The sequence below is a fragment of the Streptomyces sp. NPDC001480 genome, from assembly GCF_042894725.1.
GTDB lineage: Bacteria > Actinomycetota > Actinomycetes > Streptomycetales > Streptomycetaceae > Streptomyces.
Genome location: NZ_JBIAVX010000001.1, coordinates 427428 through 449902, shown reverse-complemented (window position 1 = coordinate 449902; position 22475 = coordinate 427428). Strand labels below are relative to the sequence as shown.

The window sequence follows — 22475 nt, the reverse complement described above, 5'->3', positions numbered from 1 at the left end:
CCCGGAGGTTGTTTGATCCGGCGGTCACCCGCCCGATTTCATGTCCCGGGGCTACGGGGAGGTCGGGCATGGGACGGCGGTTCGGGTGGCTGTGGGCCGCGTACTCGGTGAGCGCGGTCGGTACCTGGCTCGCCTTCGACGCGTTCTCGGTGATCGCGGTTCTCGCGCTGCACGCCGGGTCCGCCGAGGTGGCGCTGCTCGCCGCGACCGGGCCCGCCGTGGGTGCCGTGGCGGCGGTGCCGCTCGGGCCGTGGGTGGAGTTCCGGCGCAAGCGGCCGGTGATGGCGGGGATGGACCTGATCAGGTGCGCCGCCCTGCTGACGATCCCCGCCGCCTACGCGTTCGGCTGGCTCGGCCTCGGCCAGCTGCTGCTGGTCTCCGTGATCGTCGCGGCCGCCGACATCACCTTCAACGCGGCCTCCGGCGCCTTCCTGAAGAGCCTCGTGCCGGCCGACCGACTGCTCATCGCCAACGCCCGGTTCGAGTCCACGAACTGGACCGCGCTGGTCCTCGGGCCGCCCCTCGGCGGCGCCGCGATCGGCCTGTTCGGCCCGGTCACGACGGTCGTGGCGAACGCGGTCAGCTTCCTGCTGTCGGCGCTCGGCATCCGGGCCGTCGGTGGCGGCGAGCCGCACCCCGAGCGGGGGAAGGCGGAACGCCCGCGGGCCGCCGACCTGCTCGACGGCTGGCGGCACATCCTCACCAGCCCGGAGCTGCGGCCGCTGTTCTTCAACAACCTCGCGGCCAACGCCCTGATCATGGTCGCCGTGCCGCCGCTGGCCGTCCTCATGCTCGGCCCGCTCGGCTTCGCCCCCTGGCAGTACGGCCTCGCCTTCGCCGCGCCCTGCCTCGGCGGCCTGGTCGGCTCCCGGCTGGCCGGACCGCTGGTCGCCCGCCACGGGCAGGTGCGGGTGCTGCGCGCCGCGGGCGCCCTGCGCGTCGTCTGGCCGCTCGGGCTGGCCTTCGTCCGGCCCGGGCTGCCCGGACTGCTGCTGGTGATGGTCCTGGAGCTCGGGGTGATCACCTGCTCGGCCGTCTACAGCCCGGTGTACGCCACCCGCCGCCTTCAGTGCACCCCGGACGACCGGGTCGTCCGCACCCTGTCCGCCTGGTCGGTCACCGGCAAGGCCACCACCGCCGCGCTGACCGCCCTGTGGGGCCTGCTGGCCGGTCTCACCGGCCCGCGCGTCGCGATCGCCCTCGCCGGCGTCCTGCTCCTCGCGACCCCGCCGCTGCTGTGGCGCGGACCCCGCGAGGCTACGGAACGACCGTCACCGGCCACCGCCCCGCCTTCACCAGCCGGATCGCCACCGAGCCGATGATGCGGTGCCCGGCCTGCTCCGAGGCACCGACGACCACGGCGTCGGCCTTCAGGTCGTCCGCCGCCTTCACCAGGCCGCTGAAGGGGTCGCCGCGGAAGGTGTGGAACTCCCAGCGGACGTCGTAGATGCCCTTGACGCGCTCCGCCGCCTCCCGGATCTGGGCGGCCAGGTCCTCGGCGATCTCGTCGGTCGTCTCCGCCACCGGCGCCCCGAGGGCCGCGCCCGCCGCCATCACCGGCTGTACGTACACGACCGCGAGCAGCGCGTGCTGGCGCCGCGCGAGACCGCCCGCGTAGGCGGCGGCCCTGAGCGAGGACTCGGAGCCGTCCACGCCGGCGACGATGACCTTGGGCCCGTCCGTGCCCCGTTCGAACTGGTGGGAGTGCTGTTCCGTCACGGCTGCGAGGCTATCGGAACCCCACCGGCGCGCCGGTGCCGGAGTCCGCCACCGGGGCCCGCCACCGGGCCGCCTCCGGGCCGCCACCGGGTCCCGCGTTCGGCCGGACACGGCTGGGCCGGGCGAGTGCTTCCGTGCCTCCGCACCGGTGTCGTCGTGGTGCGCCGACGGCGTGCGGGCGACTGATGAGTCATGACGAAGGACCAGTTGCTCACGCGCCGCCAGGCTCTCCTCGCCGGCGCCGCAGCCGTGGGGGCCGCGGGGACGGCCGGACTGTTCATCGCGGGGACGGGCGGGGAGGAACCCCTGCGGGCCGGTGCCGGTCCCGCCGCCGGCCCGCAGGCCCGCGCCGCGCTGAGGCCGTCCGCCTACCGCCTTCGGCCGCTGACCGGAGACGCGCCGCCGCCCGCCCGGCCCGGACGGCTCGCGGTACGCAGTGAACCCATCATGCGGTTCCCCGTACGCGGCCGGACCATGGTGCTGACCTTCGACGACGGACCGGACCCCCGCTACACCCCGCACATCCTGGACACCCTGGCGAAGTACGACGTCCGCGCGATGTTCTTCGTGTGCGGCGAGATGGCCGTCGACAACAAGGAACTGCTGGCGCGGATGGCCGACGCCGGGCACGTCGTGGGCAACCACACCTGGACCCACCCGCAGCTCACCCAGCTGGACCGGGCGGAGATCCGTGACGAGATGGAGCGCACCAGCGACGTCATCGAGGACGCCTACGGCGAGCGCCCCCAGTGGTTCCGCGCCCCCTACGGCGCCTGGAACCGCGCGGCCTTCCAACTGGGGGCCGAGATGGGCATGGAGCCGCTCGCCTGGACGGTCGACAGCCGCGACTGGACGACCCCCGGCACCCGCACCGTCGTCGACCGGGTCGAGAGCGGCGCCGGCCCCGGCGTCGTGGTCCTCTCCCACGACGCCGGGGGCGACCGCTCGCAGAGCGTCCAGGCGCTGCGCACGTACCTGCCGTACCTCCTGGACTCCGGCTACCACGTCACCGTCCCCCACCGGCGCCGCGGTTGACCGGAAGTGCCGAGGCGCTCAGCGGACCTCGGTCAGGCGGGCGAAGACGACGACGTTGCCGTCGTAGCCGTTCTGCTTGGAGAAACCTCCGCCGCACGTGATGACCCTGAGTTCCGGTGTGCCCTTCGACGCGTAGACCCGGTCACCGGGGAAGTCCTTCTTCGCGAAGACCTCGACGCCGTAGATCTCGAACACCGCGATCTTTCCGTCCTGGCGGGCCACCTCGATCCGGTTGCCCTTCTTCAGGGCCCCGAGCCCGTAGAACACGGCGGGGCCCTGCTGGTTGTCGACGTGGCCGACGATGACGGCCGTGCCCTTCTCGCCGGGGGACACCGCACCGGTGAACCAGCCGGCCAGGTTGGGGTTGTCCGGGGGCGGCGCGGCGACCCAGCCGTCCGAGTCCAGACCGACCGGGACGACCGGGGCGTCGACCTGGATCGCTGGGATCCGCACCCGGTCGACCACGGAGAACGCCAGCGGGGCGGGGGAGTCCGCGAAGGCGCCGGCGCCCGCGCCGCTGTCCGCGGCCGCCGCCGACGCGGGCTGCGGCGGGCCTGTGTCGAACTCTCCCGAACCGTTGCGGATCAGGGCCAGTCCGGTCAGCAGAACCAGCGCGACCACGCCCCAGGGTGCGCGCTTCCGCCGCCGCGCCTCCTCTTCGGCCAGCGCGGCCGGATCGGACGCGGGCGTGCGCCATCCCCAGTCGACACGGCCGTCATGACGTCCCTCGCGCATGGGCAAACGCTAAGTCCCCCGGACGCGCCCGGCGACGGGGCGGCGGGCGAACGGGTGGCCCGAACGGAGTGGCCGTGCGCCATCCGAGTTGCCGTTCCGAGAATTTTTCTGACGGCCCGTGACCTGCGCAATTATCCGATGGTGCGCTTTTCTCGGGGGGTGCTGTCTCACCCGGACGGACCATTCTCGACATGCGGGCGTGTTCCGCGCGCCTCAGGGTCTATGCGGGAGGTGCTTTCTCGCCGATCGTCCGGGGACGGACCCCGGAACGCCTCCCGCGGAGGATCACATGCGCAACTCTCGTGCCCTGGCGGCCGCGTGCACAGCGGTCGCCGTTCTCGGGCTCACCGCCCCCGTGGCCGTCGCGGACGGCATGGGCAACGGAGGCGTGACGGGCAACAACGACCTGGGCGGTGCGAGCGGTGTGGTCATCGACCCGTTCGCCGGTCAGGGGCGTAGCAACTTCGGCAACCAAGGCCGTGGCAACATCCCGGGCAACGGCAACTTCCCGGGGAACGGGAACGTCTCGGGCAACATCCTCGGCAACGGCACGCTCCAGGGCAACGGCGCCCTCCAGGGCACCGGCAACAATTTCGGCACGCGCAACATCGTCGCCTCGCCCAGCGCGATCGCCCCCGGCGGACGGCTCAGCGTCACCGTGGAGGGGTGCAACGGCGGAAGCATGACCTCGCCGGCCTTCGGCAGCGCCGTGCTGACGGCGATCGGCAACAACGTCTCGAGGGGCATCGCGACGGTCAACAGCGGCGTCCGTCCCGGCACGGACGAGATCAGGGTCAACTGCAACGGCCGTACCCTGACCAACCCGACGGCGTTCACCGTGATCGGCGGCGTACTGGGCGGGGTCGGCGGCAGCAGCTCCTCCGGGGCGACCGCGGCCGACATGGCCATCGGCGGCGCGCTGGTCGCCTCGGCCGTGATCGGCGGAGGCGTGTACGTGCTGCGCCGGCGCAACGAGAAGCGGACCTGACCGGGTCTGACGGGCTTTCGCCCCGGACTCCCGACGGAGCCGGGGCGAAAGCCCGTCAGGTCACCCCCTGATGCTCGGGAAGAGGTTCAGGAACGGCTCCGCCGAGGCCGCGATGCCCCGGCTGTAGGGCGCGTCGAAGTCCCAGATCAGGAAGAGCAGGAAGGCGATCAGGGCGGAGAACAGCCCGGCGAGGACCAGTTCGCGTGCCGTACGTCTGATCTGCAACGCGAAGACCATGCAGATGGTGATCACGGCACCGGTCAGCAGCCCGAACCAGACCACGCCCGGCATGGTCGAGCCGGTCGAGTCCGCCCGCGCGTTGCGCGCCTGGTCGGCGGCGGCCACCTGGTCGACGAGCGGCTGGTACGCCTGCGCCTGGAAGTCCGTCTTGGGCTCGTAGTCCGTGACGTCCTCGCGGACGCGCTTCAGCAGCGCGGTACCGCGCGCGGTGACGTGGCCGTGGTCGGACATGGTCTTCCACTCGGTGGTGACGACGTGTCCGACATAGGCGTTGACATCGGCTCGAATGCGGTCACGGACGTCGGGCGGATAGACCCGGACCCGCTCGGAGATCTCGTGCAGCGCCTGGGCCTCCGCCTGCACGTGGTCCTGGGCGGCGCTGCGGGCCTCCCACACCCCGGCGATGGCCAGGCCCAGCACGATGGCGTACACGACGCCGATCCACATCGTCATGTACTCGATGACGTCGGGGGTGTCGCTGGGGTCCTCGTCCTCCGGCGCCCTGCGGTGCCTTACCAGGGTGATGACGACCACCACGGCGCACGCGGCCAGCATCGCGAAGGCGAGAACAAGCCATTCCGACAAAGGACTCCTCCAAGGTTCGGCGCTTCACCGCGGGCGCAGCGCGGCGACGGCGACCACCGCGGGCACGGTGATGAGCAGGACGTAGGTGACGGGAGAGGTGCCGCCGTGCGACGGGTGGTGGGGCGGCTGCGGCTGGTACCGCGGATAGCTCACCGGGGTCGGCGAGGGGTGCGGGGTGGGCCTGGGCGGCGGGGTCGGCTTCGGCGGGGGCGGTGGGGGCGGTGTCGGTGTGGGCTTCGGCGGGGGCGGCGCCGGGGCGGGAGGCGGCGGCTTCGGTCTCGGCTCGGGGGCCGGGGCCGGAGTGGGCTTCGGCTTCGGCTTCGGCGGGGGCGGGGGTGGTTCGGGCGTGGGGGTGGGCTTGGGTGGCGCGGGCGTCGGTGTCGGGGTGGGGGTCGGCGTCGGGCACGGCGGTGGAGTGGGCGTCGGGCAGGGCGGGGGCGTCGGCCAGGAGTCCCCGGCGACGGCCACCGCCCATGTGCCGTCCGGGCCCGTGGAGGCGTACGCGCAGGCGTCGGCCGTCGCCGTGCCGACCGGACAGCCCACGAGCCCCCAGGTCAGCGCCGCCAGGGCCAACACCCTTGCGGCGGACGCGAGTCGGGTCGGTTCGGGTCCATGCACGACGGAGATCATGAGGCGTCGCCGGGCTCCGTAAGCCGGATAGCGGGCGGATTGACCCGAAGGGTGGACAAACAGTGCGGGGTGGTTTGTCCGCCAGCGGACGGCGCGGACCCCGGCAGGCACAGAGTTCCGAAAGAAATTTGTGCGCCCGTTGAACACTTCCGCCCGTCCCGTCCGTACCCAGTGTCGTGCGGCGGCGCAGCAGGCGCTGCAATATCCAGGCGATTATGGGGAGTTAGCGATGAAGACCTCCTGGCGGAGCGCCTCACTGGCGGCGACAGCCGTGTCGGTGCTGGCGCTGACGACGGCGTGCGGTCAGGACAATTCCACGACCCCGTCGTCGGCGGCCCAGAACGTCGGCGCCACGGCCCCGGCGACGTCCGGCGGCGTCGGCACGGGTACCGGCACCGGGACCGGTACGGGCACCGGTGCGGGCAACGGCTACGGCGCCGACGGGCAGCAGAGCAGCGCCTCCCCCGCCGCGGTGGAGCCCGCGGGCAAGCTGACGGTGGCCAGCAACCCCGACCTCGGCAAGGTACTGAACGACGGGGCGGGCCTCACCCTCTACCGTTTCGACAAGGACACCGCCAACCCGCCCAAGTCGAACTGCGAAGGCGACTGCGCCACCACCTGGCCGCCGGTCCCCGCGGACGACGCCGAGGCCGGTGCCGGCATCGACAAGTCGCTGCTGGGCGAGGTCACCCGCCCGGACGGCACCAAGCAGCTGACCATCGGCGGCTGGCCGGCCTACCGTTACGCCAAGGACGTCAACGCCGGTGACGTCAACGGCCAGGGTGTGGGCGGCAAGTGGTTCGCGCTGGCCCCCGATGGCAAGAAGGCGACCCTCTCGGCCCTGCCCGGCCTGTCCGTGCGCAAGGACGCCAAGCTCGGCGACATCATCGTCGACAAGAACGGCATGACGGTCTACCGCTTCATCAAGGACAAGGCGTGGCCCAAGCCCGTCTCGAACTGCACCGGCGCCTGCCTGGAGAAGTGGCCGGCCGTCGCCGAGGTCAACGCCAACGACACCAAGGGCGTCGAGAAGAAGGGCTTGATGGGCTTCGCCCGTACCGACAACGGCGAGAAGCAGATGACGGTCGACTGCTGGCCGATCTACACCTTCTCCGGCGACAAGAAGGCCGGGGACACCAACGGTCAGGGCGTGGGCGGCACCTGGTACGCCGTCTCGCCGACCGGCAAGCTGGTCGGCGCCCCGTCGAAGTAGTCATCACCTCCCCAGGGTTGATCGCACGACGACAACAGGCGCCCGGCCACCGGTCCGCCCCCTCCGCACCGCACGGAGGGGGCGGACCGCTGTGCCGGGCGCCCGTCACGTGGCGGCACCGCACCGGCACACACCGCAGGCCGTGACCGGGAACGGATGGTCAATTTCCGTTTCGGGTCGCTCCTTTGGCGGGCGATCAGTAGCCTCAGCTCGAACACCGGATCGCCTATGCCTTGGAGAGATACATGGAACGTCCCGCCTGGGCTCCACGGAGCATCGACATCTCGGTGCCGAGCGTCGCGCGCATCTACGACTACTACCTGGGCGGTTCGTACAACTTCGAGGTCGACCGGGAAGCGGCCCGCAGGGCCCTGGACTTCATGCCGGGACTTCCCAAGATCATGCAGGCGAACCGGGCGTTCCTGCGCCGTGCCGTGCGCTTCGCCTGCGCCGAGGGCGTCACCCAGTTCCTCGACATCGGCTCCGGCATACCCACCTTCGGCAACGTCCACGAGGTGGCGCAGGCGGCCGCCGAGGACGCACGCGTGGTGTACGTGGACCACGACCCGGTGGCCGTGTCGCACACCGAGGCGGTCCTGGCGGGCACCACCGGCACGGGTGTGGTCGCCGCCGACCTCCGCAAGCCCGACGAGATCCTGGCCAGCCCCCAGGTCGGGGCACTGATCGACCTGAATCGGCCAGTCGCCCTGCTTCTCGTTGCCATACTGCACTTCGTGGAAGACGCGGACGACCCCTACAGTGCGGTGGCCCGGCTGAGCGAGGCGCTCGCGCCCGGCAGCCTGCTGATCCTCACGCATGCCTCGTACGAGGGAATCCCCGTCGCCGCCGAGCGGGCCGAGGGCGCGGTGGACGTGTACAAGGGCATTCGCAATCCGCTGATCATGCGCTCGCGCGACGAGATCGCGCGGTTCTTCGAGGGGTACGACATGGTGGAACCCGGACTGGTGCCGATGCCGCACTGGCGGCCTCAGACGCCGCCGGAGGAGGAGGATCCGTACGCCTTCTCCGGATTCGCCGGCGTGGGGCGTACGGCGTGAGCGCGGAGCCGGACGGGCCGGAGGACAGACTTCGCCGGTTCGCGACGATCTGGAGCCGGGCGGTGTTCCCGGTGACCTCGACGTCGCTGACCCGGCCGGAGTTCGAGGAGCAACTGCTGCCGCTCGCACGCCGGCTGAGCGAGGTGGTGCGGGCGCGCAGCTTCGACGCGGACGAGGGCAGGGCGGTCGGCGCGGCGCTGATCCAGGCGCACTGCACCGACCCCGAGGCGCTCAGCCGCACCCTGGACTGCGTCGACGCCTACCTGGTGCTCTACTGCGGCGCGGACGGCCCCCAGGACGAGCTCCGGATGCGTTCCTCCAGGCTCCAGCACGCGATGGCCGCCGGGTTCGCGCAGGCGCTCAGGGAGCGCACCCTGGCCGAGCAGGAGGCCATCGCCCAGGCCGCGCTCAGGGCGCAGGGCGTGGTGGCGCAGGCGCTGCACGCCAGCGAGGCCCGCTTCCGCGCCGTCTTCGAGGGCGCCGCGATAGGGATCGGCATCGCCGACCTGGACGGCAACATCCTCCAGGTCAACACCGCGCTGCTGCGCATGTTCGGCGGCTCCGAGCAGGCGATGCGCGGCCGCAACGTCATGGAGTGGACGCACCCCGAGGACGCGCCCCACGTCTGGAAGCTCTACGACGAACTCGTGCGCGGCGACCGCGAGCACTACCACGTGGAGAAGCCGTTCAACCGCCCGGACGGGACCGTCCTGTGGACCAACCTGACGGTCTCCCTGCTGCGCGACGCCGACGGCGACCCGCAGTACCAGCTCGCCCTCATGGAGGACACCACCGAGCGGCGGCTGCTCAACCTCCGGCTGCGCTACGAGGCCACCCATGACGCGCTGACCGGCCTGCCCAACCGCACGCTGTTCTTCGAGCGCCTGGAGAAGGCGCTGAACGCGGGCGAGGGCCAGCGCTTCGGGCTGTGCTACCTCGACCTCGACGGCTTCAAGACCATCAACGACAGCCTCGGCCACGCGGCCGGGGACCGGCTGCTGGTGGAGGTCGCCGACCGGCTCCAGTCCTGCGCGACCGCGCCCGGCGAGATGGTCGCCCGGCTCGGCGGCGACGAGTTCGTGGCGCTGACCACCGGGCCCGGCACCGAGCAGGAGGTCGACGAGCTCGCCGAGCGCATCATGCACGCGCTGGTCACCCCGGTCAGCATCGACGGCCGTGACCTGCTGGTGCGCGGCAGCATCGGCATCGTCGAGGGCCCGGCGGGGGAGCGGACCCCGGCGGAGGTGCTGCGCAGCGCCGACATCACCATGTACCGGGCCAAGTCGGCGGGCGGCAACCGCTTTGAGCTCGCCGACCCGGAGGCCGACGCCCGCGCCATCACCCGCCACGGGCTGACCACGGCCCTGCCCACGGCCCTGGACCGCGGCGAGTTCTTCATCGAGTACCAGCCGCTGGTGCACCTCGGCGACGGCAGCGTGCGGGGCGCGGAGGCGCTGGTGCGCTGGCTGCACCCGCAGCACGGGGTGCTCGGCCCGGACCGGTTCATCCCGCTCGCCGAGCACACCGGTCTGATCGTGCCGCTCGGCCGCTGGGTGCTGGAGGAGTCCGTGCGGCAGGCCCGCGACTGGCGGGAACGGTACGGCGACCAGGAGGCCTCCGGTCCGCTGCGCATCAACGTCAACCTCTCGCCGTGCCAGCTGACCCACCCCGGGCTGGTGCAGGACACGGTGGACATCCTGGAGCGGATCGGCATCGCCCCCGACTCGCTGTGCCTGGAGGTCACCGAGTCCGCGCTCATCGGCGCCGACGACGACCTGCTCAAACCCCTGCGCCGGCTGCACGAGATGGGCGTCGACATCGCCCTCGACGACTTCGGCACGGGGTACTCCAACCTCGCCAACCTGCGCCGCCTGCCGGTGAGCATCCTCAAACTGGACCGCTCCTTCACCCAGAGCATGCAGCGCTTCCCGGCCGACCCCGTCGACCTGAAGATCGTCGAGGGGATCGTCTCCCTCGCCCACAGCCTCGACCTCGCGGTCACGGTGGAGGGCGTGGAAACCGGCGCCCAGGCCGAACAACTCCGCATCCTCGGCTGCGACACCGCCCAGGGCTGGTACTACGCCCGCCCGGGCCCCCCGGAACGACTGCACGACCTGGCACTGGTGGACGCGACGGGGTGACTTCGCATGAGTGATGCGAGCGATGTGCAGGGGGCCGTCGACGGGGAGCTCCGGCTCATGCACCCCGTGGTGCGGTCTTCGCGGGCCCTCGCTCTGGAGCTGCTCGATCCGGAGTTCGTCGAGGTCGGCGCCTCCGGACGGCGTTACACGTACGAGGAGATGATCGCCGGCCTGCCCGACAAGCCGGGCAGCTCGGCGGACGGCCCGCGTTACGAGCCGTCGGACATCCGCGGCGTCCTGCTGGCACCCGGCCTGGTGCACCTCACCTTCGAGACGGTCTTCGCCGGGCGGCGCGCCCGCCGCACTTCCCTGTGGCGCAAGCGCGATGAGGAGACAGGCTGGCGCATGTACTACCACCAGGCCACCCCGGTGCCCCCGGACACGGCCTGACCGACCCGCCCCGGCAGGGGCACGGGGCCGTCGCGGGCGGCGCTCGCGGGAAGGTACGGCCGGCGGAGCCTCACCGCTCCAGCAGCATCCGCTGCAACTCCCTCGCGGCCCGAGGCGGAGCCACATCGCTGCGGTGGGCCAGCGCGATCGTGCGGTGCAGGCCCGGCCGGGCCAACGGGGTGACCCGTAGTCCGTGTCCGGACCTCGTCGCGACCATGCGCGGTACGACGGCCACCCCGAGCCCCGCCCGTACGAACCCCAGCACGGCGTCCATCTCGCCGCCCTCCACCGCGAAGTCCGGCTCGAACCCGGCGGAGCGGCAGGCGGCCACCGTCAGCTCCCGCAGGTCGTAGCCGTGCCGGAACATCACCAGCCGCTCGGTCTCCAGGTCGGCGATGCGGACCTCCCGGCCGCCCCGGCCCGGCGCCGTCGACTCCGGTGACGACACGACCACCAGGTCCTCGCGCAGCAGCTCCACCGTGTTCAGCGCCGGCGACGGCGTCGGCAGCGGGAGCACGACCAGGGCGAGGTCCAGGGCGCCGCGCGCGAGCTCCCGTACCAGGTCGTGGGAGCCGCCCTCCTCGACCAGCAGCCGGATGCCGGGATACCGGTCGTGGAAGGCGCGCAGCACGTCCGGCAGCAGACCGGTGCACAGGCTCGGTGTGGCGCCCAGCCGGACCCGGCCGCTGCGCAACTGCACCAGCTCCTGCACCTCGTGCCGGGCGGTGTCCGCGTCGGCCAGGATCCGCCGGGCCAGCGGCAGCAGTGCCTCACCGGCGTCGGTCAGTGTGATGTTGCCGCGCGCCCGCAGGAAGAGATCCGCCCCGAGCTCCCGCTCCAGCGCCTTGATCTGCTGCGACAGCGAGGGCTGCGCCACATGGACCAGATCGGCGGCCCGGGTGAAGTGCCGGGTCTCGGCGACCGCGACGAAGTACTGGAGCTGCTGGAACTGCACCCTCCCAGCATAGCCGTTCTCTATCGAAACGAGCCGTACCATGTCTTGGACCGATGAGCATGCCTCGCTTTAGCGTCTTGTGCCATGGCACTGGCAACGCGGACGGACCGACGGCCGTCCATGGCACGCACCGTGTGGGACTCGACCGTCGGCAAGAAGACCGTGATGGCCGTCAGCGGCCTGATCATGCTGCTCTACCTGGTCGCCCACGTGATCGGCAACCTGAAGATCTTCTTCGGGGCCGGGGAGTTCAACCACTACGCGCACTGGCTGCGCACCGTCGGCGAGCCGTTCATGCACTACGAGTGGACGCTGTGGCTGGTCCGAGTCGTCCTGGTCGTCGCCGTGGCCGCCCACGCCACCTCCGCCTACCAGCTCAGCCGCCGTGACATCAGGGCCCGGCCGAACAAGTACGTGCACAGCCGGCCACGGGCCAGTTACGCGACCCGCACCATGCGGTGGGGCGGGATCATCCTCGGCCTGTTCATCGTCTGGCACGTCCTGGACCTGACCACCGGCACCGTGCACTCCGGCGGCTTCCAGGAGGGCCACCCGTACCAGAACGTCGTGGACACCTTCTCCACCTGGTACGGCAACGTCATCTACATCGTCGCGATGCTCGCGCTCGGCCTGCACATCCGGCACGGCTTCTGGAGCGCGGCCCAGACCCTCGGCGTCGGCAGCCGCACCCGCGACCGCGCCCTGAAGGCCGTCGCCGACGTCCTCGCGCTGCTGCTCACGGCCGGCTTCATCGCCGTACCCGTGGGCGTCATGACCCAAGTGGTGAGCTGACATGACCTCTTATGCGGACTACGCGACCGGTGAGCCGGTCGTCGACACCAAGGCCCCGTCCGGACCCGTGGCCGAGCGCTGGGACAAGCGCCGGTTCGAGGCCAGGCTGGTCAACCCCGCCAACCGGCGGGGGCACACCGTCATCGTGGTCGGCACCGGGCTCGCGGGCGGCTCGGCCGGCGCCACCCTCGCCGAACAGGGCTACCACGTCGTCCAGTTCTGCTACCAGGACTCCCCGCGCCGGGCGCACTCGATCGCCGCGCAGGGCGGCATCAACGCGGCGAAGAACTACCGCAACGACGGCGACTCCGTCCACCGCCTCTTCTACGACACCGTCAAGGGCGGCGACTTCCGGGCCCGGGAGTCCAACGTCCACCGGCTCGCCCAGATCTCCGTGGAGATCATCGACCAGTGCGTGGCGCAGGGCGTGCCCTTCGCCCGCGAGTACGGCGGCCTGCTCGACACCCGCTCCTTCGGCGGCGTCCAGGTCTCGCGCACGTTCTACGCCCGCGGGCAGACCGGCCAGCAGTTGCTGCTGGGCGCCTACCAGGCCCTCAGCAGGCAGATCGCGGCCGGGAACGTCGAGATGCATCCGCGCACCGAGATGCTGGACCTGATCGTCGTCGACGGCAGGGCGCGCGGGATCGTGGCCCGGGACCTGATCACCGGGAAGATCGGCACCTACTTCGCCGACGCCGTCGTACTGGCGAGCGGCGGCTACGGCAACGTCTTCTACCTGTCGACGAACGCCATGAACTCCAACGCCACCGCGATCTGGCGGGCGCACCGGCGCGGCGCGTACTTCGCCAACCCGTGCTTCACGCAGATCCACCCCACCTGCATCCCGCGCACCGGCGACCACCAGTCCAAGCTCACCCTGATGAGCGAGTCGCTGCGCAACGACGGCCGGATCTGGGTGCCCAGGGCCAAGGGCGACGACCGGCCGCCCCGCGAGATCCCCGAGGACGAGCGCGACTACTACCTGGAGCGCATCTACCCGTCCTTCGGCAACCTGGTCCCGCGCGACATCGCCTCCCGCGCCGCGAAGAACGTCTGCGACGAGGGCAGGGGCGTCGGCCCCGGCGGGCAGGGTGTGTACCTGGACTTCGCCGACGCCGTCGAGCGCATGGGCCGGGCGGCGGTGGAGGCCAAGTACGGCAACCTCTTCGACATGTACCAGCGGATCACCGACGAGGATCCGTACGAGGTGCCGATGCGCATCTACCCCGCCGTGCACTACACGATGGGCGGCCTCTGGGTCGACTACGACCTCCAGACCACCGTCCCGGGCCTGTTCGCGGTCGGCGAGGCCAACTTCTCCGACCACGGCGCCAACCGGCTCGGCGCGTCGGCGCTGATGCAGGGCCTGGCGGACGGCTACTTCGTGCTTCCCGCGACGATCAACGACTACCTGGCCCGCAACCCGCACCAGGAGACGGTGACCGAAGAACACCCCGTGGTCCAGGAGGTGCTCGCCGAGACCGAGGACCGGCTGGGCCTGCTCCTCGCCGTCGACGGCGACCGCACCCCCGACTCCTTCCACCGCGAACTCGGCGAACTGATGTGGGAGTTCTGCGGCATGGCCCGCAGCGACGCCGGACTGCGCAAGGCCCTGGAGCGGATCCCGCAGATCCGCGAGGAGTTCTGGCGCCGGATCAAGGTGCCCGGCACCGGCGAGGAGTTCAACCAGTCGCTGGAGAAGGCCAACCGGATCGTCGACTACCTCGAACTCGCCGAGCTGATGTGCCTCGACGCGCTGCACCGCACCGAGTCCTGCGGCGGTCACTTCCGCGAGGAGTCCCAGACCCCCGACGGCGAGGCCGCCCGCAAGGACGACGAGTTCTCCTACGCGGCCGCCTGGGAGTTCACGGGTACGGGCGAAGCCCCGACCCTTCACCGAGAAGACCTGGTCTTCGAGTACGTCCACCCCACCCAGCGGAGCTACGCATGAAGCTCACCCTGCGCGTCTGGCGGCAGCGGAACACCGACGCCGAAGGCGCCATGTCCACGTACGAGGTGGACGGCATCTCCTCCGACATGTCCTTCCTGGAGATGCTCGACACCCTCAACGAGGAGCTCATCCTCAAGGGTGAGGACCCCGTCGCCTTCGACCACGACTGCCGTGAGGGCATCTGCGGCGCGTGCTCCCTCGTCATCAACGGCGACGCGCACGGCCCGGAGCGCACCACCACCTGCCAGCTGCACATGCGGTCCTTCAGGGACGGCGACACGATCGACATCGAGCCGTGGCGGGCGGCGGCGTTCCCGGTGATCAAGGACCTGGTGGTGGACCGGTCGGCGTTCGACCGGATCATCCAGGCCGGCGGATACGTCACCGCGCCGACCGGATCCGCGCCGGAGGCGCACGCCACGCCGGTGCCCAAACCGGACGCCGACTTCGCATTCGAGCACGCGGAGTGCATCGGCTGCGGGGCGTGCGTCGCCGCGTGCCCCAACGGGGCGGCGATGCTGTTCACCTCCGCCAAGGTCAACCACCTGAACGTGCTGCCGCAGGGCGCGCCTGAGCGGGAGACCCGGGTGCTGGACATGGTGGCGCAGATGGACGACGAGGGCTTCGGCGGGTGCACGCTCACCGGTGAGTGCGCGACCGCCTGCCCCAAGGGCATCCCCCTCATGTCCATCACCGGCATGAACAAGGAGTGGCTGCGGGCCACGCGGAAGGCGGCGAAGCGGTAGCGGCGCGCGGGGACGTGCGCCGTTCAACATCCGCACATCCCTTCTCCTGGCTTCGGTCACACGGTCGCCAACCGGCGTCGGAAGAACTTGGGGGAGCGGGCCGCGTCCGAGCGGTCCCGCCGTCCCCGCCGACCCGGCCCGTGTCCAGGAGTAAGCCATGACCGGCGTCATCACGCTCGACCGCGCTCCGCAGTCCGCCGCACCCGTCCGCTACACCGTGACCCTCGCCCGCGACGAGGCCGACGTACGTGCCGCGCAGCGGTTGCGGCACGAGGTCTTCGCCGGGGAGATGGGCGCCCTGCTGTCCACCCCGCAGCCGGGGTACGACATCGACCCCTTCGACGCGTACTGCGACCACCTGCTCGTGCACGACACCGTGACCGGGCAGGTGGTCGGCACCTACCGGCTGCTGCCGCCGGAGCGGGCCGCCGTCGCCGGGCGCCTGTACTCCGACGGCGAGTTCGACCTCGCTCCGCTGGACGCGATCCGGCCGGGCCTGGTCGAGGTCGGCCGGTCCTGCGTGCACCCCGACCACCGCGACGGCGCGGTCATCGGCCTGATCTGGGCCGGGATCGCCCGCTACATGACCGACCGCGGCCACGAGTGGCTGGCGGGCTGCTGCTCCATCCCGCTGGCCGACGGCGGTGTGCTGGCGAGCGCCACCTGGGACCGGGTGCGGGACAAGCACCTGGCTCCTCAGGAGTTCCGGGTACGCCCGCTGCTGCCCTGGACCCCGAACGAACCGGCTCCCCCGGCGCGCACCGAACTCCCGGCCCTCCTGCGCGGCTATCTGCGCCTCGGTGCCTGGGTGTGCGCCGAGCCCGCACACGACCCGGACTTCCGTGTCGCCGACCTGTACGTGCTGCTGTCGATGCGCCGGGTCAACCCGCGCTACCTGCGGCACTTCCTCTCCCTCGTACCGGCCTGATGAGCGTCTGGCTGCCCAGCGCGCCCTGCACCCCCAGGGCGTGCGTGGAGCGGGCGGGGTCCGCGGCGGCCGTGCCGCGTGCCGTGCTGCGGCTGGCGGGGGTCACCGCCCTGCTGCTGGCCGGGATCGCGCTGTCCCCACTCGGCGGGAGGATCCCCGCCGGGTGGGTCAGGCGCTGGTGCCGGGCGGTCGTCCGGGCCGCGGGGGTCCGCGTCCGCGTCACCGGTGGCGTCCCGCCCGCCGGCGGGCTGCTGCTCGTCGCCAACCACATCTCCTGGCTGGACATACCGCTCCTGGCCGCCGTGCGTCCGGCACGGATGCTCGCCAAGAAGGAGATCCGCGGCTGGCCGGTGGCGGGCGCGCTGGTGGCCCGGGGCGGTGCCCTGTTCATCGAGCGGGACCGGCTGCGTGCCCTGCCGGACACGGTCGCCCGTGTCGCGGGGGCGCTGCGGGGCGGGGCGGCCGTCGTGGCCTTCCCCGAGGGCAGCACCTGGTGCGGGCGGTCACAGGGACGCTTCCACCGGGCCGTCTTCCAGGCCGCGCTGGACGCGGGCGTGCCCGTGCAGCCGGTGCGGCTGCACTACCGGGCCGCCGGGGGCGCGGCCAGCACGGTCCCCGCGTTCGTCGGCGAGGACACACTGCTGGCCTCGGTGTGGCGGGTGGTCTCGGCACGCGGCCTGGCCGCCGAGGTGGAGGTGCGTCCGCTGATCGAACCGGGCACCCACCCCGACCGCCGCTCCCTGGCCCACGCCGCCCAGCCCCTCACGACCGAGCCCGCCTGGACCCACACGGCCCTGGTGCTCAGCGGCCGCACTCCGGGCCCGGGTTCGAGCAGCCACCGGGACGGCGCCGGCTCCCGCGCCGGGTAGGACGCCGTCGCGCTGCCCGCGCCGCGCCCCGGTGCGGCTTGCGCAGGCCGGGAGTAGGCGCGGCTCACCGGGACGGTGCCGGCTCCCGGGACAGGTAGGGTGCCGTCGCGCTGCCCGGCGCCCGTGCCACGTCCGCCGGGGGCCCCGTCGCGACGACCCGGCCGCCCGCGTCGCCGCCGCCCGGGCCCAGGTCGATCACCCAGTCGGCGCCCGCGACCACGCTCATGTCGTGCTCGACGACCACCACGGTGTGCCCGGCGTCGACGAGCCCGTGCAGCTGGCGCATCAGCACCTCCACATCGGCCGGATGCAGACCGGTGGTCGGCTCGTCCAGGAGGTAGAGCGTGTGGCCGCGGCGCCCGCGCTGGAGCTCCCCGGCGAGCTTGATGCGCTGGGCCTCCCCACCGGACAGCTCCGTCGCGGGCTGCCCGAGGCGCAGGTAGCCGAGACCCACGTCGAGCAGTGTGCCAAGGCTGCGGACCGCCGCCGGGATGTCCGCGAAGAACTCCGCCGCGCCCTCCACCGTGAGGTCCAGCACCTCGGCGATGTTCCGCTCCCGGTACGTCACGTCGAGCGTCTCGGGGTTGTAGCGGGCCCCGCCGCAGTCCGGGCACGGCGCGTACGTGCTCGGCAGGAAGAGCAGCTCGACGCTGACGAACCCCTCGCCCTGGCAGGTTTCGCAGCGCCCTCCCGGCACGTTGAAGGAGAACCGGCCCACGCCGTAGCCGCGCTCCCGGGCCGCGTCGGTCGCCGCGAACACCTTGCGCACGACATCGAACAGGCCGGTGTACGTGGCCAGGTTGGAGCGCGGGGTACGGCCGATCGGCTTCTGGTCGACCGAGACGAGCCGTCCGACCCCGGGGAGCTCCTGAGTGATCGCGCCGATGAGCGTCGACTTCCCGGATCCCGACACCCCGGTGACGGCGGTGAACGCCCCGAGCGGGAACGCGGCGGTCACGCCCCGCAGGTTGTGCCGGGTGACCGGGCCGACGTCCAGCCACCCGCGCGGAGTGCGGACCCGGCGCCCGGTCCCGGAGGACCGGCCGAAGAGGAAACGGGCCGTCGCCGACTCGTCGACCGACGCCAGCTCCGCCACCGGGCCGCTGTGCAGCACCCGCCCGCCGTGCTCGCCCGCGCGCGGGCCGACGTCCACCAGCCAGTCGGCGCCGCGCACCACATCCAGGTGGTGCTCGACCACGAACACCGAGTTGCCCGCCGCCTTCAGCCGCGCCAGCACCGTCAGCAGGGCCTCGGTGTCCGCCGGGTGCAGTCCGGCGGACGGCTCGTCCAGGACGTACACCACCCCGAACAGCCCGGAGCGCAGCTGGGTGGCGAGCCGCAGCCGCTGGAGCTCGCCCGCCGACAGGGTGGGCGTGGCCCGGTCGAGGCTCAGATAGCCGAGGCCGAGCTCGACGACCGGTGCGATCCGGGACCGCAGGTCCTCGGTGAGGACCCGCGCGGTCTCGGAGCCGCCCACGAGCAGGCCGGTCAGCTCCGTGAGCGGCAGCGCGGCCAGCTCGGCGATCGTGCGGCCGGCGAAGGTCACTGCCAGCGCCTCGGGCCGCAGCCTGCTGCCGCCGCACGCCGGGCAGGGCGCGCCGGTCAGGAAGCGTTCCGCCTTGGCACGCAGGGCCGGGCTCCTGGAGTCGGAGAAGGTCTTCATCACGTACCGGCGGGCGCTCGTGTACGTGCCCTGGTACGGGCGCTGGATGCGGTCGGCGTCCCGCACCGGGTGGACGGTGACCACCGGCTGCTCGTCCGTGAACAGGATCCACTCCCGCTGCTCGGCCGGCAGCTCGCGCCAGGGCCGGTCCACGTCGTACCCGAGCGCGTCGAGGATGTCCCGCAGGTTCTTGCCCTGCCAGGCACCCGGCCAGGCGGCGATCGCACCCTCCCGGACGGACAGCCCCGGATCGGGGACCAGCAGTTCCTCGCTGGTCCGGTGCACCCGGCCCAGCCCGTGGCACTCCGGGCAGGCGCCGGCCGCCGTGTTGGGGGAGAAGGCGTCGGAGTCCAGCCGCTCGGCGCCCGGCGGGTAGCTGCCGGCGCGGGAGAAGAGCATGCGCAGCGAGTTGGAGAGGTTGGTCACCGTGCCGACGGAGGAGCGCGAGGTCGGCGCCGCGCGGCGCTGCTGGAGCGAGACCGCGGGCGGCAGCCCGGTGATCTCCCCGACCTTCGGCGCCCCCACCTGGTGGATCAGCCGGCGGGCGTACGGGGCGACCGACTCGAAGTAGCGCCGCTGGGCCTCGGCGTAGATCGTGCCGAACGCCAGCGACGACTTCCCCGACCCCGACACGCCCGTGAACACCGCCACGACGTCCCGGGGGATGTCGACGTCCACGCCCCGCAGATTGTGCTCACGGGCACCGCGGACGCGGACGTACGGGTCGTGAATTCGGTGCGGCCCGTCGGGACGAAGATCCGAATGAGGAAGATCCGAATGAGAATGCTTGTGAGTCAATTCACTGGGATTCAACTGGATTGCTCCTAAAGCCGGGCTCTAGTGTCTTCGTCATACATGTGACTCTCATGGGTGATATCCGGAGAGACTCGACCCTGGAAGGTGGACAAGTGAGCGAAGACGCCGTGTGGGTCCGAGGCGTGACCGGAATCCAACTGCACCACGTCACGGATCTCCAGGACGCCCGTCGGTTCCTGGGTAACGCTGTCATGGCACTGAGCGCCGCCCATGTGCGCACCGGCGACGACAGGTTCTCCGGCCTCGCGGACCAGCTCAAGAGCGTGGTAGCCGCGGCGCGCGATCTGGAGGGCGAGGCCCGGGAGCGTATGCACCAGCTGCACACCACGGACCCCGAGCGGTTCGTGCGCTGCCGGGAGGGCGAGGAGCCCTGGCCGGACGAGCATCAGGCGGGCTTCGTGCCGCGCCACACGTGCCGGGACGAATGCCTTTACCACGACCACGGGGTGCTGGGCGGAATCATGCAGTGCACCTGCGGCCGGCCTCCGTGCCGCGCGTGCGCGATTGCGGGTACGCCCTGACGTCGCACCGGCACAATCGCCCTTAATTACCTCCGGCACACATACTCACAGCTCAAGGCGGCGCCCCGCGGGCGCCGCCTTGAGCTGTCTTGAGCTGCCTTGACACCCGGCCCTCCGAGGCGTTGCCTGGTAATTAAGTACGGAGCATTGCGACGCCCTTCGGCTTGATGCGAGTTGGAGGTTATATGGCCACGTACGAATATTCGTGCAGCCGCTGCGGAGCGTTCGACGTACGGCTGCCGATCGGGGCCGCACCGGCGCGGCAGAGCTGCCCCCGATGCTCCGCACCGGCGCGGCGCGTGTACTCCGCGCCTGCGCTGGTGTCCACGTCGCCCGCCGTCACGGCCTTGCATGAGCAAGAAGAGCGGTCGCGGGAAAACCCGGCGGTGGTCACGCGAGTTCCGCCCAGGAGAGCTGTGCGGAGGCCGGCCCATCCGGCGGTCGCCCGGCTCCCCCGGCCGTGAGAATCGGGAGGTGAGTCCCCTTGGGCAACGTCGGACTTCTCTTCGTCGGTGCGGTGCTGTTCATGAACGGGCTGATGCTGCTGGGAAAGGTGGACGCCCGGGCAGCGGCGGTCTTCAACCTGTTCGTGGGCGGGCTTCAGGTCCTGACACCCACCTATCTCATCATCGTCGCGAACGGTAATCCCAGACTGATAATGCTGGCCTCCGGCATATTTCTCTTCGGTTTCACGTACTTGTATGTGGGAATCGGGCTCCTGATCGGGCTGGACTCGACGGGCGTGGGATATTACTCGCTGTTCGTGGCCATCGTGGCCTGTGGTTATTCGTTCGTCAGCTTCCGGCTCGTGAACGACAAACCCTTCGGGGTGATCTGGCTCTACTGGGCGTTCCTGTGGTTCCTGTTCTTCCTGCTCCTGGGACTGAAAATGGAGGCCCTGACGACCTATGTCGGCTGGGTGACCGCGATCGAGGGCTGGGTGACCGGTGTCATACCGGCATTCCTGCTCCTGACCGGTTACTGGGTCGCGCCGAACTACAACGAGACGGCGATCGCGCTGGGCGCGTTCGGAGTGCTGGTCTTCGGGGCGCTCTGGTTCGTTCTCCGGCACAGGGAGCACGGAAGGCCTTCCCCGGAGTACGGCGCCGCGGGCGCCCCGACCGGCAGCCCCGGCTGACGGCCGGTGCCACCACCGTGCGGGAGGTGGTCGACGGGACAACAGAGGCGCACAGCGGGGGACGGCAGCACCACACTAGGAACCGACATGCCAGAAATAATCTTCAGCGTCGACCAGTCCCGGCCGATGGCTGAACAGGACGTACCGGGACACAACAGGTGGCATCCGGACATACCGACTGTCGCCATGGTCCGCCCGGGCGACGAGTTCCGTGTCGAATGCCGCGAATGGACCGACGCCCAGATCGGCAACAACGACTCCGCCAACGATGTCCGTGACGTCGATCTGATGCGGGCCCACATGCTCAGCGGACCGATAGGCGTCGAAGGCGCCGAGCCGGGCGACCTGCTCGTCGTGGACATCCTCGACCTGGGGGCGGTACCCCAGGAGGTGGGGGAAGCGCCGGGTCAGTCCTGGGGATACACCGGTGTCTTCGCCAAGGCCAACGGCGGAGGCTTCCTGACCGACTACTTCCCGGACGCCTACAAGGCGATATGGGACTTCCACGGCCAGACGGCGACCTCCAGGCACCTCCCCGGTGTCCGCTTCACCGGCATCACCCACCCCGGCCTCTTCGGCACCGCACCGTCCGCGGAGCTGCTGGACCAGTGGAACAGGCGTGAGCAGGCACTCGTCGACACCGACCCGGACCGGGTCCCGCCCCTGGGACTCACGCCCGACCCCGACAAGGCCCTCGCCGGCCAGGCGACCGGATCGGACGCCGAACGCATCGCCCGGGAGGGCGCGCGTACCGTCCCCGCACGGGAGAACGGCGGCAACCACGACATCAAGAACTTCACCCGAGGAGCACGAGTCTTCTACCCCGTCCACGTCAAGGACGCCAAGCTGTCGGGCGGTGACCTGCACTTCAGCCAGGGCGACGGTGAGATCACCTTCTGCGGCGCCATCGAGATGGGCGGCTTCATCGACTTCCACGTCGATCTGATCAAGGGCGGCATGGAGAAGTACGGCATCAGCACCAACCCCGTCTTCATGCCCGGCAACGTCGAACCGCGGTACTCGGAGTTCATGTCCTTCATCGGGATCTCCGTGGACCACGACACCAACACGAACTACTACCTGGACGCGACGGTCGCCTACCGCCGGGCCTGCCTGAACGCCGTCGAGTACCTGAAGAGGTTCGGCTACAGCGGAGAGCAGGCCTACCTGCTGCTCGGCGCGGCCCCCATCGAGGGACGCATCAGCGGAATCGTCGACATCCCCAACGCCTGCTGCTCCCTCTACCTGCCCACGTCGATCTTCGACTTCGACGTCCGTCCCACCGCGGAGGGACCGAAGCGCGCGGAACGCGGGCAGTGCGCGGTGACCTCCTGACACCCGGGGATGCCCGGATCGTGGGTG

23 protein-coding genes are annotated in these 22475 nt (G+C 71.4%); 17 read left to right on the top strand and 6 right to left on the bottom strand.

The genetic code is table 11. The annotated features are described in order from the left end of the window. Positions 1-68: 68 nt before the first annotated feature. On the top strand, positions 69-1322 hold the full coding sequence (locus ACFY01_RS02140) for an MFS transporter (protein ID WP_390733697.1): 1254 nt from the start codon (positions 69-71) through the stop codon (positions 1320-1322). On the opposite strand, the gene ACFY01_RS02135 is transcribed toward ACFY01_RS02140, so the two are convergent. Next, positions 1258-1719, bottom strand: coding sequence for a universal stress protein (locus ACFY01_RS02135; RefSeq protein WP_390733696.1), 462 nt, complete (start codon positions 1717-1719; stop codon positions 1258-1260). The two genes, ACFY01_RS02140 and ACFY01_RS02135, sit on opposite strands and share 65 nt — an antisense overlap. Positions 1720-1911: 192 nt before the next feature. Between ACFY01_RS02135 and ACFY01_RS02130 the strand changes: the two genes are divergently transcribed. Beyond that, entirely contained in the window at positions 1912-2754 is an 843-nt protein-coding gene (locus tag ACFY01_RS02130; protein ID WP_390733695.1) for a polysaccharide deacetylase family protein, read from the top strand. Positions 2755-2772: 18 nt separating this feature from the next. Here the strand turns inward: ACFY01_RS02130 and ACFY01_RS02125 are convergent, their stop codons facing one another. Then, entirely contained in the window at positions 2773-3489 is a 717-nt protein-coding gene (locus ACFY01_RS02125; protein WP_390733694.1) for a class F sortase, read from the bottom strand. A 289-nt stretch (positions 3490-3778) separates the two neighbouring features. Here ACFY01_RS02125 and ACFY01_RS02120 point away from each other — a divergent pair, with 289 nt between their 5' ends. Then, positions 3779-4477 (top strand): hypothetical protein, encoded by a 699-nt coding sequence (locus ACFY01_RS02120; RefSeq protein WP_390733693.1) that lies wholly within the window; start codon positions 3779-3781, stop codon positions 4475-4477. 60 nt (positions 4478-4537) lie between these two features. Here ACFY01_RS02120 and ACFY01_RS02115 read toward each other — a convergent pair whose 3' ends face one another. Both ACFY01_RS02115 and ACFY01_RS02110 read right to left on the bottom strand, forming a co-directional pair. Next, positions 4538-5302 (bottom strand): DUF4239 domain-containing protein, encoded by a 765-nt coding sequence (locus tag ACFY01_RS02115; protein ID WP_390733692.1) that lies wholly within the window; start codon positions 5300-5302, stop codon positions 4538-4540. A 24-nt stretch (positions 5303-5326) separates the two neighbouring features. Next, the gene (locus ACFY01_RS02110) at positions 5327-5455 is read right to left on the bottom strand and encodes a hypothetical protein (RefSeq protein ID WP_361808036.1); all 129 of its coding nucleotides are present in this window, start codon (positions 5453-5455) and stop codon (positions 5327-5329) included. Between the two features lie 22 nt (positions 5456-5477). Between ACFY01_RS02110 and ACFY01_RS02105 the strand changes: the two genes are divergently transcribed. The 5 genes from ACFY01_RS02105 to ACFY01_RS02085 all read left to right on the top strand — a co-directional run bounded on the left by ACFY01_RS02105 (position 5478) and on the right by ACFY01_RS02085 (position 10734). After that, positions 5478-5954, top strand: coding sequence for a hypothetical protein (locus ACFY01_RS02105; RefSeq protein WP_390733691.1), 477 nt, complete (start codon positions 5478-5480; stop codon positions 5952-5954). A gap of 207 nt (positions 5955-6161) precedes the next feature. Continuing rightward, on the top strand, positions 6162-7145 hold the full coding sequence (locus ACFY01_RS02100) for an SCO0930 family lipoprotein (RefSeq protein ID WP_390733690.1): 984 nt from the start codon (positions 6162-6164) through the stop codon (positions 7143-7145). A 245-nt stretch (positions 7146-7390) separates the two neighbouring features. After that, positions 7391-8203, top strand: a complete 813-nt coding sequence (locus ACFY01_RS02095; RefSeq protein ID WP_390733689.1) for an SAM-dependent methyltransferase — start codon at positions 7391-7393, stop codon at positions 8201-8203. Beyond that, positions 8200-10344 carry a putative bifunctional diguanylate cyclase/phosphodiesterase gene (locus ACFY01_RS02090; RefSeq protein WP_390733688.1) on the top strand — a complete coding sequence of 715 codons (2145 nt, stop codon included), beginning with the start codon at positions 8200-8202 and terminating at the stop codon, positions 10342-10344. The genes ACFY01_RS02095 and ACFY01_RS02090 overlap by 4 nt, the downstream gene beginning before the upstream one ends. 6 nt (positions 10345-10350) lie before the next feature. Then, the gene (locus tag ACFY01_RS02085; protein WP_390733687.1) at positions 10351-10734 is read left to right on the top strand and encodes a DUF4440 domain-containing protein; all 384 of its coding nucleotides are present in this window, start codon (positions 10351-10353) and stop codon (positions 10732-10734) included. Positions 10735-10804: 70 nt separating this feature from the next. On the opposite strand, the gene ACFY01_RS02080 is transcribed toward ACFY01_RS02085, so the two are convergent. Next, entirely contained in the window at positions 10805-11689 is an 885-nt protein-coding gene (locus ACFY01_RS02080; RefSeq protein ID WP_390733686.1) for a LysR family transcriptional regulator, read from the bottom strand. A gap of 120 nt (positions 11690-11809) precedes the next feature. Here ACFY01_RS02080 and ACFY01_RS02075 point away from each other — a divergent pair, with 120 nt between their 5' ends. From ACFY01_RS02075 to ACFY01_RS02055, 5 genes are all read left to right on the top strand, one after another. Continuing rightward, on the top strand, positions 11810-12481 hold the full coding sequence (locus ACFY01_RS02075) for a succinate dehydrogenase (RefSeq protein ID WP_390733685.1): 672 nt from the start codon (positions 11810-11812) through the stop codon (positions 12479-12481). A 1-nt stretch (position 12482) separates the two neighbouring features. Beyond that, positions 12483-14432, top strand: coding sequence for a fumarate reductase/succinate dehydrogenase flavoprotein subunit (locus ACFY01_RS02070; protein ID WP_390733684.1), 1950 nt, complete (start codon positions 12483-12485; stop codon positions 14430-14432). Continuing rightward, positions 14429-15178 (top strand): succinate dehydrogenase/fumarate reductase iron-sulfur subunit, encoded by a 750-nt coding sequence (locus tag ACFY01_RS02065; RefSeq protein ID WP_390733683.1) that lies wholly within the window; start codon positions 14429-14431, stop codon positions 15176-15178. Before ACFY01_RS02070 ends, ACFY01_RS02065 begins: the two co-directional genes overlap by 4 nt. A gap of 157 nt (positions 15179-15335) precedes the next feature. Next, complete coding sequence (locus tag ACFY01_RS02060; RefSeq protein ID WP_390733682.1) at positions 15336-16106, top strand: GNAT family N-acetyltransferase; 771 nt, start codon at positions 15336-15338, stop codon at positions 16104-16106. Continuing rightward, positions 16106-16975 carry a lysophospholipid acyltransferase family protein gene (locus ACFY01_RS02055; RefSeq protein ID WP_390733681.1) on the top strand — a complete coding sequence of 290 codons (870 nt, stop codon included), beginning with the start codon at positions 16106-16108 and terminating at the stop codon, positions 16973-16975. The genes ACFY01_RS02060 and ACFY01_RS02055 overlap by 1 nt, the downstream gene beginning before the upstream one ends. A 64-nt stretch (positions 16976-17039) precedes the next feature. On the opposite strand, the gene ACFY01_RS02050 is transcribed toward ACFY01_RS02055, so the two are convergent. Continuing rightward, positions 17040-19370, bottom strand: coding sequence for an ATP-binding cassette domain-containing protein (locus ACFY01_RS02050; RefSeq protein WP_390734024.1), 2331 nt, complete (start codon positions 19368-19370; stop codon positions 17040-17042). A gap of 176 nt (positions 19371-19546) precedes the next feature. On the opposite strand from ACFY01_RS02050, the gene ACFY01_RS02045 reads away from it, so the two are divergent. The 4 genes from ACFY01_RS02045 (at position 19547) to fmdA (ending at position 22448) form a co-directional block, all read left to right on the top strand. Continuing rightward, complete coding sequence (locus tag ACFY01_RS02045) at positions 19547-19975, top strand: hypothetical protein (RefSeq protein ID WP_390733680.1); 429 nt, start codon at positions 19547-19549, stop codon at positions 19973-19975. Positions 19976-20142: 167 nt separating this feature from the next. Next, positions 20143-20439, top strand: a complete 297-nt coding sequence (locus ACFY01_RS02040; RefSeq protein WP_390733679.1) for an FmdB family zinc ribbon protein — start codon at positions 20143-20145, stop codon at positions 20437-20439. 20 nt (positions 20440-20459) lie between these two features. Further along, the gene (locus ACFY01_RS02035) at positions 20460-21113 is read left to right on the top strand and encodes an AmiS/UreI family transporter (protein WP_390733678.1); all 654 of its coding nucleotides are present in this window, start codon (positions 20460-20462) and stop codon (positions 21111-21113) included. 87 nt (positions 21114-21200) lie between these two features. After that, positions 21201-22448, top strand: a complete 1248-nt coding sequence (gene fmdA, locus ACFY01_RS02030; RefSeq protein ID WP_390733677.1) for a formamidase — start codon at positions 21201-21203, stop codon at positions 22446-22448. The last annotated feature ends 27 nt before the right edge of the window (positions 22449-22475 follow it).